12 protein-coding genes are annotated in these 11,382 nt (G+C 69.1%); 10 read left to right on the forward strand and 2 right to left on the reverse strand.

Going from position 1 to position 11,382, the window contains the following annotated elements; translation table 11 throughout:
* Positions 1-30: 30 nt before the first annotated feature.
* From VLK31_RS08155 to fabG, 10 genes are read left to right on the forward strand one after another with little or no spacing between them, the layout of a single operon-like run.
* On the forward strand, positions 31-342 hold the full coding sequence (locus tag VLK31_RS08155) for a phosphopantetheine-binding protein (RefSeq protein WP_409167869.1): 312 nt from the start codon (positions 31-33) through the stop codon (positions 340-342).
* A 5-nt stretch (positions 343-347) separates the two neighbouring features.
* Positions 348-992 carry a hypothetical protein gene (locus VLK31_RS08160; RefSeq protein WP_409167870.1) on the forward strand — a complete coding sequence of 215 codons (645 nt, stop codon included), beginning with the start codon at positions 348-350 and terminating at the stop codon, positions 990-992.
* 16 nt (positions 993-1,008) lie between these two features.
* On the forward strand, positions 1,009-2,730 hold the full coding sequence (locus VLK31_RS08165; protein WP_409167871.1) for an AMP-binding protein: 1,722 nt from the start codon (positions 1,009-1,011) through the stop codon (positions 2,728-2,730).
* Positions 2,730-3,761 (forward strand): acyl-CoA synthetase, encoded by a 1,032-nt coding sequence (locus VLK31_RS08170; RefSeq protein WP_409167872.1) that lies wholly within the window; start codon positions 2,730-2,732, stop codon positions 3,759-3,761. Before VLK31_RS08165 ends, VLK31_RS08170 begins: the two co-directional genes overlap by 1 nt.
* Positions 3,733-4,407 carry a LolA-related protein gene (locus VLK31_RS08175; protein ID WP_409167873.1) on the forward strand — a complete coding sequence of 225 codons (675 nt, stop codon included), beginning with the start codon at positions 3,733-3,735 and terminating at the stop codon, positions 4,405-4,407. The genes VLK31_RS08170 and VLK31_RS08175 overlap by 29 nt, the downstream gene beginning before the upstream one ends.
* Positions 4,404-6,830: an MMPL family transporter gene (locus VLK31_RS08180; RefSeq protein WP_409167874.1), complete on the forward strand. Its 2,427-nt coding sequence runs from the start codon at positions 4,404-4,406 to the stop codon at positions 6,828-6,830. The genes VLK31_RS08175 and VLK31_RS08180 overlap by 4 nt, the downstream gene beginning before the upstream one ends.
* Positions 6,830-7,672, forward strand: a complete 843-nt coding sequence (locus tag VLK31_RS08185) for a polysaccharide deacetylase family protein (protein ID WP_409167875.1) — start codon at positions 6,830-6,832, stop codon at positions 7,670-7,672. The genes VLK31_RS08180 and VLK31_RS08185 overlap by 1 nt, the downstream gene beginning before the upstream one ends.
* A complete protein-coding gene (locus VLK31_RS08190) occupies positions 7,669-8,442 on the forward strand; it encodes a class I SAM-dependent methyltransferase (RefSeq protein ID WP_409167876.1) in 774 nt (257 codons plus the stop codon). Before VLK31_RS08185 ends, VLK31_RS08190 begins: the two co-directional genes overlap by 4 nt.
* Positions 8,439-8,912 (forward strand): hydroxymyristoyl-ACP dehydratase, encoded by a 474-nt coding sequence (locus VLK31_RS08195; RefSeq protein WP_409167877.1) that lies wholly within the window; start codon positions 8,439-8,441, stop codon positions 8,910-8,912. Before VLK31_RS08190 ends, VLK31_RS08195 begins: the two co-directional genes overlap by 4 nt.
* Positions 8,909-9,640 (forward strand): 3-oxoacyl-ACP reductase FabG, encoded by a 732-nt coding sequence (fabG, locus tag VLK31_RS08200; RefSeq protein WP_409167878.1) that lies wholly within the window; start codon positions 8,909-8,911, stop codon positions 9,638-9,640. The genes VLK31_RS08195 and fabG overlap by 4 nt, the downstream gene beginning before the upstream one ends.
* Before the next feature lie 109 nt (positions 9,641-9,749).
* Here the strand turns inward: fabG and VLK31_RS08205 are convergent, their stop codons facing one another.
* Positions 9,750-10,442, reverse strand: coding sequence for a mobilization protein (locus VLK31_RS08205; RefSeq protein ID WP_409167879.1), 693 nt, complete (start codon positions 10,440-10,442; stop codon positions 9,750-9,752).
* A gap of 77 nt (positions 10,443-10,519) precedes the next feature.
* The gene (locus tag VLK31_RS08210; RefSeq protein ID WP_409167880.1) at positions 10,520-11,290 is read right to left on the reverse strand and encodes a hypothetical protein; all 771 of its coding nucleotides are present in this window, start codon (positions 11,288-11,290) and stop codon (positions 10,520-10,522) included.
* Positions 11,291-11,382: the final 92 nt, after the last annotated feature.

An 11,382-nucleotide genomic window follows, 5' to 3' on the forward strand; every position in this document is an offset into this window, starting at 1 on the left:
TAGTTCCGGAAAAGTTTTCAGGAGGTTTTTTTGTCATCGACTGCTCAGCCCCCCATTCCCGCCACTGGCGATACCTCCGAACAGTCGCCCATTGAAAAAGAGCTGGCCGTGCTGCTCGTAAATGCGCTGAACCTCGAGGTCGCACCCGAGGCCATCGTGCCCACCGACCCGCTGTACGGCGACGGCCTGGGACTCGACTCCATCGACATCCTCGAAGTGGCGCTTGAAGTCTCTCGCCGCTACGGCTTTCAGCTGCGTTCGGACGACGAACGCAACCAGCAGATTTTTCAGTCGCTGCGCACGCTCGCGACCCACGTCGCCGAGCACCGCGTCGCCTCCTGAGCCCCATGTCGCGATGGCGAATAGCACTCCTGCTGGTGTCGGGGGTGGCTTATGCCGGTCTCTCTCACTGGATGACGCTGTTCCACCCCACGGCCCCCTGGGCGGTGGTGGTGTTGCTCGGTCCGCTGTGGCTGGCCGCCATGGGTTTTGCCGCCAGCTGGTTCGGCCGCTGGGGCTTTGCCGCCGCGGCCGCGCTGGGCGTGGGCGGCTTTGCGCTCGTCTTCCTCGGTGAAGCCGGCGACCCCAACCGCCTTTACGTGCTGCAGCATGTGGCCATCAACAGCGTGCTCTGCGGCTGGTTCGGCTCCACGTTGCGCGGCAAGGGCCTGCCGCTGATCACGCAGTTCGCGCAGCGCGTGCACCCGCTCAAGGGCGACATGCTGTCGTACACCACGCAACTGACGCGCATCTGGACCGCCTTCTTCGCACTGGTGGTGGCGGTGTCGGCGGCGCTTTATCTCACCCGGCCGTTTGCCGACTGGTCGCTGTTCGCGAACCTGCTGTGCCCCGTGCTGGTGGGCGTGCTGTTCGTGGGCGAGCACCTGTTGCGCTACCGGCTGCATCCCGAATTCGAACGCACCCGGCTGGTCGATGCCGTGCGTGCGTTCTACGGCACATCGTCGGTGGACTCCAACGCCGGCGGCCAATGACACAGGCGTGGCCCGCGTGACGACAGACACCCCAGACACCGACGGCTTGCTGCCGCTGCTCGCGCACCGCGACCTCGATGCCCCCCTGGCCTGGCGCGCCGGCGTGCCCGTCAGTGGGCGGCAGTTTCTGGCCGACGTGGCCCGCTTCGCGCCCACGCTGCCCGACGAAGGCCCCGCCGTGAACGTGTGCGGCGACCGCTACGCCTTTGCCGTGAGCCTGTGCGCGGCGCTGGTGCGCGGCCATGCCAGCCTGCTGCCGCCCGATGCGCGCGCCGACACGCTCGCGCGCCTGCTCGTGGCCGGCGGCCCACGGCTCTTTGCGCTGGCCGACGACGCGAGCCTGCAAACCCCCGGCATGCACCGCGTGCTGATCGAAGACCGCTCCAGCCCCGAAGGCGACGCCACCGCCGTGGTGCCGCGTGTCGACGGTGCGATGCACGCGGTCAGCCTGCTCACCTCCGGATCCACGGGCGTGCCGCAGCCGCATGCCAAGAGCTGGCGCACGCTGGTGGGCGACGTCGCGGTGGCCGTGCAGCGGCTGTGCCGCGTGCTCGGGCGCCCCACGCTGGAAGGCGTGACGCTGGTGGCCACGGTGCCGGTGCAGCACAGCTACGGGCTGGAATCGTCCGCGCTGCTGGCCATGCTGGGCGGCGCGGCGTTCGAGAGCGGCCGGCCGTTTTTTCCGGCCGACGTGGCGCAAACGCTGGCCTCCGTGCCGCGCCCGCGCGCGCTGGTGACCACGCCGTTCCATCTGAAAACCTTGCTGCTGTCGGGCATCGAACTGCCGCCAGTCGACCTCATTCTGTCGGCCACCGCGCCGCTGTCGCCCCAGCTCGCGCTGCAGGCGGAGCAGGCCATGGGCGGCGTGCTGCTCGAAATTTACGGCAGCACCGAGTCGGGCCAGGTGGCCACGCGCCGCACCACGGACAGCGAAATCTGGGAGACCTTCGGCGAGATCGAAGTGCATGCCGAGCCCGCCGCCAACGGCGGCCCCGAGCGCTTCATCTTCTCCGGCGACTTCATGCCCGAGCCCACGCCCATGGCCGACGTGCTCGAGCTGCTCGACACGCGCCGTTTCCGGCTGTTCGGCCGGGCCAACGACCTGATTCATGTGGCCGGCCGGCGCAGTTCGCTGGCGCACCTGAACTTTCACCTCAACAGCATTCCCGGCGTGGTCGACGGTGCGTTCTGGCTGCCCGACGAAGTGGCCGACGGCGTGGTGCGCCCGGTGGCCTTCGTGGTCGCCCCCACGCTGGCGGCCGGCGAGATCATTGCCGCGCTGCGACAGCGCCTCGAGCCCGTGTTCGTACCGCGCCGCGTGGTGCAGGTCGCGTCGTTCCCGCGCGAAGGCACGGGCAAGCTCACCGTGCGGGCGCTGCGCGAATTTGCGCTGGCCCAGCTCGCGGAAGACGACACGCCGGTGCAGATGGACCACGTGGTGCCGCCCGATCACCCCGCCTTTGCCGGCCATTTTCCGGGGCAGCCGCTGCTGCCGGGCGCGCTGGTGCTGGCCGAGGTGATGGAAGCCATTCGCCGCGTGCCGGCGCTGACGGCACGCCTGGGCGCCAGCCCCACGCTGGCCGCGGCCAAGTTCTTGTCGCCGGTGCGCCCGGGCAGCACGCTGTCGATCGGGCTGCACCCAGAAGCCGGCCCCGGTCGCGGCGTGCGCTTCGACGTGCGTTGCAACGGCGTGGTGGCTGTCACGGGCCGGTGGACGGCCGTGCAAGAGTCTGTGTGATGAAGCACACCGACGTCGAGGCGCGCGCCGTGAATGAGGCGGCCCGCACGGGGCAGGGCGGAGATGCGGGCCCCAAAAACGAAAAGTGCGAAAAGGGCGAGTGGGCTCACGCCCCCGAGCGCAGCAACATGCTCGCGCTGCGCTTCATCGTGTTCATGGCGCTGGTTTGCGGGCGCCACGTCACGCGGCTGCTGCTTCCGCCCATCGCGCTGTACTTCTTGCTGTTCGCGCCCACGCAACGCAGACACATCAAGCGCTACCTGTTCAGGGCCGTCGGGCCCAAGGCCGGCTGGATCGATGGCTTCAGGCTGCTCCACGCCTTTGCCTCGACCGTGCTCGACCGCGTGTACTTCCTGCGCGGTCGCATGAACCTGTTCGATATCACGGTGCAGGGCAACGAGCCGCTCGAAGGCGAAGCCATCGCGGGGCGCGGCGCTTTCATGCTGGGCGCCCATGTCGGCAGCTTCGAGGTGATGGGTGCCTGCAAGCAACACACATCGCAGCACCAGTTGCGCCTGGCGATGCTGATGTTCCCGGACAACGCGCAGCGCATCACCGCCATCCTCAATGCGATTGCGCTGCCCGAACTGCGCCCGCACGTCATTGCGCTGGGCCGGCCGCATTCCATGCTCGCGCTGCGCGACTGGCTCGACGGCGGCGGCCTGGGCGGCATGCTGGCCGACCGCACGCTGCCGGGCAGCGAAGACCAGCCCGCCTCGCAACGCGGCAACAGCATCGTGCTGCCTTTCCTGGGCCAGCCCGCCAGCTTCAACGACGGGCCGTTCCGGCTCGCGGCCCTGCTGCGTCGCAAGGTGTTCTTCATGGCCGGCCTCTACGGCGGAGGCGCGCGCTACGATATTCGGTTCGACCTGCTGGCCGACTTCGGCGAACGGCTCACCGACCCCGTGGAGCGGGAACGCCGCATTCGCGCCGCTGTCGAAGCCTATGTCGCGCGCCTTGAAGCCATCTGCCGCGCCTACCCCTACAACTGGTTCAACTTTCATGATTTCTGGCTCGAAGATGCGACTTGAATCGCTGCTCAAGGCATGCGTGCTGGCGCTGACGATGGCCTTGTGCGCCACACCGGCCTGGGCGGCCTTCGACCTGCCCGAACTGATGAGCCTGCTGGCCAAGCAGAAGAGCGGCGAGGCCCGCTTCACCGAACAACGCTTCGTGCACGGCCTTGAAGGCCCGCTCGACGCCAGCGGCACGCTGAGCTTTGATGCACCCGACAAGCTGGTGCGCCGCACGCTGTCGCCGCGCATCGAGACCATGGCGGTCGAAGGCAACACGTTGACGCTGTCGCGCGGCGGACGCAACCGCACGCTGGCGCTCGACAGCATGCCTGAGCTGCTGGGCCTGGTCGAGGCGATGCGCGGCACGCTGACCGGCGACGGCGCCACCCTGCAGCGCTACTTCAAGAACACGGTGACGGGCTCGGCGGCCAAGTGGACGCTCGACCTGGTTCCCATGGACAGCCGGCTGGCCGCACAGGTGCGCAGCATCCGCATCAGCGGCCGCGCGAGCGAGGTGCTGGGCGTGGACATGGAGTTTGTCGGCGGTGACCGCTCGTCGATGAATATCACCCCGGCCGCCCCAGGCGCCGCGGCCCCCGCGGCACCGGTCCCTCCGGCAGCCGCGGCCCCGTCCGGCGCCACCGGACGCACCGCGCCGTGACGACGCTGCGCACCGACGGCCCGCCGAGCTGGTCGCGCCGGGCGGTCGTGCTGCTGGCATGGCTGCTGATTCTTTTGTGCGGCGCGGTGGTCATTTCCCGCACGCAGATCGGCGCCGACCTGTCGGCGTTTTTGCCCAAGAGCCCGGATGCGCGCCAGCGCGTGCTCATCGAGCAGCTGCAAAGCGGCGTGGCGTCGCGCACGCTGATGCTGGGCATCGAGGGCGGCAGCGTGGAACAGCGCGCCGCCGTGTCGCGCGCCGTGGCCAAGGACATGCGCGAGAGCAAGCTGTTCGACCTGGTGCAGAACGGCGACGTGGGCGACTGGAGCGAAGCCGGTACCTGGGTGTTTCAGCACCGCTATCAGCTGTCGCCCGGCGTCACGCCCGGCCAGTTCACCGCCGCCGGGCTGCGCGACGCCATCATCGAAACCTTGTCGATGCTGGGCACGCCGGCCGGCAACGTCATCAAACCCTTGCTCGACCGCGACCCGACCGGCGAGACCCAGCGCATCGCCATGGAGCTGGTGCCCGCGAGCGCGCCGCGCAGCGAAGACGGCGTGTGGATGTCGCGCACCGCACCGCGCGCTCTCATGATTTCCACCACCCGTGCCGCCGGCAGCGACCTCGACGCGCAGGCCGTGGCCATCGCGCGCGTGCATGCCGCGTACGAAACCGCGGTACGAGAGATGGGTGCCACGGCGCCCAAGCTGCTGCTCAGCGGCCCGCCGGTGTTCTCGGTGATGAGCCGCGACAAGATCAAGTCGGAGGCCCTCCACCTCGCCGTGGTCGGCGGCATCGTGATGGGCGGGCTGCTGCTGCTGGCCTTCGCGTCGCCGCGCGCGCTGGTCATCGCCTTTTTGCCGGTGGCCACGGGCGTGGTGATCGGCACCGCGAGCGTGAGCCTGGTGTTCGGCTCGGTGCACGGGCTCACGCTGGGCTTCGGCAGCACGCTGATCGGCGAGACGGTGGACTACGCCATCTATTACCTCATTCAGGCGCGCGGCGCCACCGTGACAGGCACCGGCTGGCAGCGCTGGCGCGACCTGAACTGGCCGACCGTGCGGCTCGGTCTGCTGACTTCGGTGTGCGGCTTTGCGGCGCTGGTGTTCTCGGGCTTTCCGGGGCTGGCGCAGCTGGGCGTGTTCTCCATTGCCGGCCTGGTGTCCGCCGCGCTGGCCACGCGCTATGTGCTGCCGATGCTGGCCCCCGACGGTGCCACCGGCATGGGCATGCGCAAATACATGGCGCGGCTGGCCGGTGCGCTGGTGCGCGGCCTGCCGCGCCTGCGCTGGCCGCTGGCGGCGCTGGGCGTGGCCGCGCTGGTGCTGGTGCTGTGGCAGGGCGGCCATCTGTGGCGCGCCGACCTGGGCGCGATGAGCCCGGTGCCCAAGGCCGCGCAGCAGCTCGACGAAATGCTGCGCAACGACATCGGCACGGGTGACGGCGGCGTGCTGGTGGTCGCCTACGGCAACGACGAGCAGGCCGCTCTGCGCAACACCGAAGCCGCCGCGGCGCGGCTCGACGCGCTGGTCGACAAGGGCGAGCTGGTCGGCTACGAAGCCGTTACCCGCGTGCTGCCGAGCGTGGCGACGCAGGCCGCCCGCATCGCTAGCCTGCCGAGCGACGATGTGCTGCGCGCCAACCTGGCCGACGCCACCAAGGGCCTGGCACTTCCGGCCTCGCGCCTCGGCCCGTTCGTGGAAGACGTGGATGCGGCGCGCAAGCTGGTGCCCGTGCAACGCGCCGACTTGGCCGAGGGGCCGCTCGCGTCCGTCGTCAACACCCTGATGTACCAGCGCCCGGGCGGCGGCTGGGGCACGCTGGTGGTGCTGCACCCCGGCACCACCTTCGACCAGGGCCGCCTTGAAACCGCGCTCGCGGGCCTGCCTGAAGTGCAGGTGGTGGACGTGGGCCGCGAACTCGCGGGGCTGTACCAGCGCTACCTGCATGAAGCTTTCGTGCAGGTGCTGCTGGGCGCGCTGGCGGTGGTGGTGCTGCTGGGCGTCTACCTGCGCTCGTGGCGCCGCCTGCTGGCCGTGTGCCAGCCGCTGCTGTTCGCGGTGGTGCTCACGCTCGGCGGCATGGCCGTGCTGCAGTCGGCGCTGGGCATCCTGCACCTGGTGGGGCTGCTGCTGATCGTGGCGGTGGGCTCCAACTACGCGCTGTTCTTCGACCAGTTGCGCACCACGGGGCGGGCCGACGAGGACACGCTGGCGTCGCTGATGCTGGCCAACCTGACGACCGTGGTGTCGTTCGGGCTGATCGCGATCTCCGACATTCCCGCGCTGTCGTCCATCGGCCGCGTGGTGGCGCCGGGGGCGCTGCTGGCGCTGCTGCTGTCGGCGGCGTTTGCGCGCAGCGTGGCGCCGTCTTCCAAACCGTCCCCCGAGCCATCTGTCGAGCCGCCGGCCCCGCGCGGCTGATGGGAAAATTCGCCGCCATGTCTTCCGCACCCGTACCGACCACCGAATCCTGGCCCTGGCCGCCGGCCATCCGCGCCAGCGCGGCATGGCACGTGGCGGCCATCGGTGCAGGCGTGCTGGTGCCGGGCGCCTTGCCGTGGGCCATTGGCGCCATCGTGCTGAACCATGCGCTGATCACTGGTGCCGGCCTGACGCCGCGCAGCAACCTGCTCGGACCCAACGTCACGCGGCTGCCTGAGGCGTCCACGGCACGGCGGGAAGTGGCCATCACCATCGACGACGGGCCCGAGCCCGAGGTGACACCGCGCGTGCTCGACCTGCTGGACGCGCACGGCCAGCGCGCCACCTTCTTCTGCATTGCCGAGCGCGTGCTGACGCACCCCGAACTGGCGCGCGACATCGTGGCGCGCGGCCACAGCATCCAGAACCACACGTCGCGGCACCGGCACAATTTTTCGTTTCTGGGTCCGCGCGGTTTTGCGGCCGAGATCGCACGCGCGCAGGACATCGTGAGCGACGTCACCGGCCAGCGCCCCACCTGCTTTCGTGCGCCGGCCGGCCTGCGCAACCCGTTTCTGGAGCCGGTGCTGCACCGCCTGGGCCTGTCGCTCGTGAGCTGGACGCGCCGTGGCTTCGACACCCGCGAGGGCGACGCCACCAAGGTGATGGCGCGCCTGAGCCGCAACCTGCAGGCCCGCGACATCCTGTTGCTGCACGACGGCAACGCCGCGCGCACGGCCGAAGGACAACCCGTTTTGCTGGAGGTATTGCCCTTGTTGCTCGAACGCCTGCGCGCCGATGGACTGCGCGCCGTGACCCTGCCCGAAGGCCTCAAGCCATGAGCGCGACGATGCCGTCGACCGTAGCCGACAGGGCATGGCGCGAACTGCACGAGGCCGCTACCGCGCCCTACAAAAAGGGCGGCAGCTTCGCCTGGCACTTTGCGCGCGGCAAGCTCGGGCGCGACCCGGTGTTTCGCGGGCTGCTGGAACGCGGGCTGATCGAGGTCGAGCATGAGCGCGTGGTCGACATCGGTTGCGGGCAGGGCCTGTTCGCCAGCCTGCTGGCGTCGATGAGCGCCATGCAGAAGCAGGGCCGCTGGCCGTCGACGTGGTTTCCCACGGCGCCGCGCCCCGCGTACACCGGCATCGAGCTGATGCCCAAGGACGTGGCGCGTGCCCAGGCCTCCATCGGGCATCTGGAGCCCAAGCCCACGCTGCTCTGCGCAGACATGTGCTCCGCCGAGCTGCCCGACTGCGACCTGGTCGTGATCCTGGACGTGCTGCACTACGTCGACCTGCAGGCGCAGGAAGCCGTGCTGGTGCGCGTGCGCGATGCGCTGCGGCGCGGCGGCAACTTCAGGGCGCGGCTGCTGCTGCGCGTGGGCGATGCGTCGAGCCGACGCGGCTTTGCCATCAGCCAGTGGGTCGACCGCACGGTCACGCGCATTCGCGGCCACAAGGTCTCGCCGACCTGGGGCCGGCCGCTGTCGGAGTGGACCGCGCTGCTCGAGAGCCTGGGCTTTCGCGTGCGCAGCATGCCGATGAGCGAGGGCACGCCCTTTGCCAACGTGCTGCTGGTGGCCGACCTGGAACAGAACGAGGCCGCATGACCGCGCCGCAAACACTCGACCGCGCCGGCATTGCCCAGCGCATTCCGCACAGCGGCAGCATGTGCCTGCTGGAGCGGCTGGAAAGCTGGGACACCGAGGCCATCCACTGCAGCACCACCACGCATGCGCTGGCCGACAACCCGCTGCGCACTTACGGCGGCTTGCTCGCGCCCAATGCCATCGAATACGCCGCCCAAGCCATGGCGCTGCATGGCGGCCTGCTGGCCGCCGAGGGCAGCACGCCGTCGGCCGGTTTTTTGGCAAGCGCGCGCAACGTGAAGCTGGCCGTGGCCCGGCTCGACGATGTGCCCGGTGCGCTGCAGGTGCGCGCGCAGCGCCTGTCGGGCGACGAGCGCCAGGTTCTCTATGCGTTCACGGTGGCGGCCGACGACGGCCGCCTGCTGGCCGAAGGCCGCGCCGTGGTCGTTCTCAACACGCCGCTGGCCACAGAAAGCACCCCATCGCCATGAGTCTCGAAGGAAAACGCGCACTGATCACTGGCGCCAGCGGCGCGCTGGGCGCGGCCATGGCCGAACGCCTGGCGCGCGACGGCGCCACCGTGCTGCTGCATGCAAATTCGCGGCCCGAGGCGGTCGAGCAACTCGCCGCGTCGATCACGGCCGCGGGCGGCAAGGCCGAATGCCATGTGTTCGACCTGTGCAGCGACGAGGCCTGCGCGGCCGCGACCGCGCGCATCCTGGAAGCGGGGCCGGTGCAGATTCTGGTCAACAACGCGGGCGTGCACGACGACGCCGTGCTGCCGGGCATGCGCCCGGCGCAGTGGCACAAGGTGATCGACGTGTCGCTGAACGGCTTCTTCCGCGTCACCCAGCCCTTGCTGCTGCCGATGATGCGCACGCGCTGGGGGCGCATTCTGAACATTTCTTCGGTGGCCGCCATTGCGGGCAACAAGGGTCAGGTCAATTACGCCGCGGCCAAGGGTGCGCTGAACAGCGCCACCAAGGCGCTGTCGCTGGAAGTGGCCTCGCGCGGCGTCACGGTGAATGCGATTGCGCCCGGCATCATTGCGTCGCCGATGGCGGACGCGGTGTTCGAGCAGGCGGTCATCAACCAGATGGTGCCGGTGAAGCGCGCCGGCACGCCGCAGGAAGTGGCCGCGCTGGCCGCGTTTCTGGCGAGCAATGAAGCCGCCTACATCACGGGCCAGATCATTTCCATCAACGGCGGAATGATCTGAACTTCTCCCTCTCTCTCTCCGGGAGAGGGTTGGGGCGGGGGCCGACGGCATTAACTCGGCATTCACGCGGGCTTAGCGCCACATTGGCGCTAAGCCGCCCGTCGAAGACTCAAAGCGGCAAGGTGTCGAACGCCGCGTAAGCCGTGGCCAGCCACGACTTCACCCGCTGGCGCTCCAGCAGCCCCAGGGCATGCACGCCTTCCCTGTCGTTCACGGCCTTCCAGAAGCTCGTGTTCTGCGCGTCGATCTTGCGCATGCTTGCGTCATGCAGGCGGGGCAGGGCGATCACGCGGGCACCGTTGGCCGTTGCCTTGGAGAGCGACTGCGAAGCCAGCAACATGCCGAAGTCGCTGCCACGCCCGTAGTTCTGCACCACGATGTAGTTGGGTCGGTTGCCGAAGGTGTCGATCAGCGAGCCGAGCAGGTCGGTGGAGTCCTTGCCATCGTCCAGCACATGCCAGAAGTTGACGGTGACGCCGATCTCGGCGAACACGTCGAACAGGTCCGACTCCTTGATCCAGCGCGACAGCGGCGCCAGCGTTTGCGCCGCCAGGTCGACGATCACGCTTTGCTGCGGGTTGCTCTCGAAGCCGTTGACCACCGTGTCCAGGCCTTCGAAGCTGTCGACCACCACGGGCGAGGCAAAGCCTTCGTAGAAGCGGGTGAACGAGCTGTGCGAGCGGTCGGTGTCGAAGCCCACGAACGGGCGGCTGTGGTCGATGAAGTACTGCGCCAGCACGCGTGCCGTGACCGACTTGCCGACACCGCCTTTTTCGCCGCCGATGAAATTGATGGAGCTCATGAGTTGCTGCTGCCTCGGATGGGTTGAGGAGTGTGGGATGTGAAGGGCGGGTTCATTCTAGGGGCGCGATTTTGCGGTTACTTGGGCACCAGAGTGAAGAAAGGCATGACCACGCCCATGACCCAGTTCTGCCCGAAGTCGAGCGCCGCGCGGCGGTATTTCTCGTCGGCCTGGGCGGCCAGCAGGTCGAGCCGCGCCACCACCTTCGACAGTTCACGGTCGGCCACCAGGTTGCGGCCGCGCTCGCTGATTTCGGTGGCCAGCAGCAGCGGCTGGCCGTCGGGGCCGGTCTTGGAGGAAATGAGCCAGAGCGAAATTTCGAAGTTGCGCGCGGCGCGGAAGCTGTTCTCGGCGTTCACGCCGTCGATCATGGTCTGGCCCCAGGTGTCGCCGTTGGCCTGCTTGAGCAGGCTGGCCCAGCCCACCACCAGTGCCGCCACACGGTCGCCCTGGTAGCCCTGCGGGCCGGTGTCGAAGGCCAGGCGAATTGCATCGATGCCGGTGGCGCCCTTCAGCTCGGGCAGGGGCTGGCCCTTTAGCACGGCGTCCCAGGTGCGCTGGGTGGCGTCTTCCAGGCTGGCGGCCGACTTGTGCCATTCACGCGGGTTGCGCTTGTACAGCGTGCTCTGCACGCGGCGCACCGACTGCAGGTTGTCGCGCAGCGACAGGTTGGCAATGCGGTTGGCGCCGGACTGCAGCCATTCCTGGTTGCCGTAGGGTTCGGCGCGCTGGGTGTCGCGAACGGAGGAACAGCCTGAAAGACCGAGCACGCCAACGACCATGGCGGCAAGCACCGCGGGGTGCCAGCGTCGTCTGGCGGTCAGGGGGGAAACCGGGGAATCGCTCATGCCCTGACGTTATCATCCACGGCTGGGGCGGCGGCCTGCTGCAAGCTGCGGGCCCGTGCAATTTTCCTTACAAATCAATACCTTGGCGCTAC

The organism is Variovorax sp. H27-G14, assembly GCF_046156345.1.
Lineage (GTDB): Bacteria > Pseudomonadota > Gammaproteobacteria > Burkholderiales > Burkholderiaceae_C > Variovorax.

Coding starts and splice junctions, on each gene's coding strand:
- VLK31_RS08160 (WP_409167870.1), top strand. CDS start 348: ATGTCGCGATGGCGAATAGCACTCCTGCTGGTGTCGGGGGTGGCTTAT.
- VLK31_RS08170 (WP_409167872.1), top strand. CDS start 2,730: ATGAAGCACACCGACGTCGAGGCGCGCGCCGTGAATGAGGCGGCCCGC.
- VLK31_RS08175 (WP_409167873.1), top strand. CDS start 3,733: ATGATTTCTGGCTCGAAGATGCGACTTGAATCGCTGCTCAAGGCATGC.
- VLK31_RS08185 (WP_409167875.1), top strand. CDS start 6,830: ATGGGAAAATTCGCCGCCATGTCTTCCGCACCCGTACCGACCACCGAA.
- VLK31_RS08190 (WP_409167876.1), top strand. CDS start 7,669: ATGAGCGCGACGATGCCGTCGACCGTAGCCGACAGGGCATGGCGCGAA.
- VLK31_RS08195 (WP_409167877.1), top strand. CDS start 8,439: ATGACCGCGCCGCAAACACTCGACCGCGCCGGCATTGCCCAGCGCATT.
- fabG (WP_409167878.1), top strand. CDS start 8,909: ATGAGTCTCGAAGGAAAACGCGCACTGATCACTGGCGCCAGCGGCGCG.
- VLK31_RS08205 (WP_409167879.1), bottom strand. CDS start 10,442: ATGAGCTCCATCAATTTCATCGGCGGCGAAAAAGGCGGTGTCGGCAAG.
- VLK31_RS08210 (WP_409167880.1), bottom strand. CDS start 11,290: ATGAGCGATTCCCCGGTTTCCCCCCTGACCGCCAGACGACGCTGGCAC.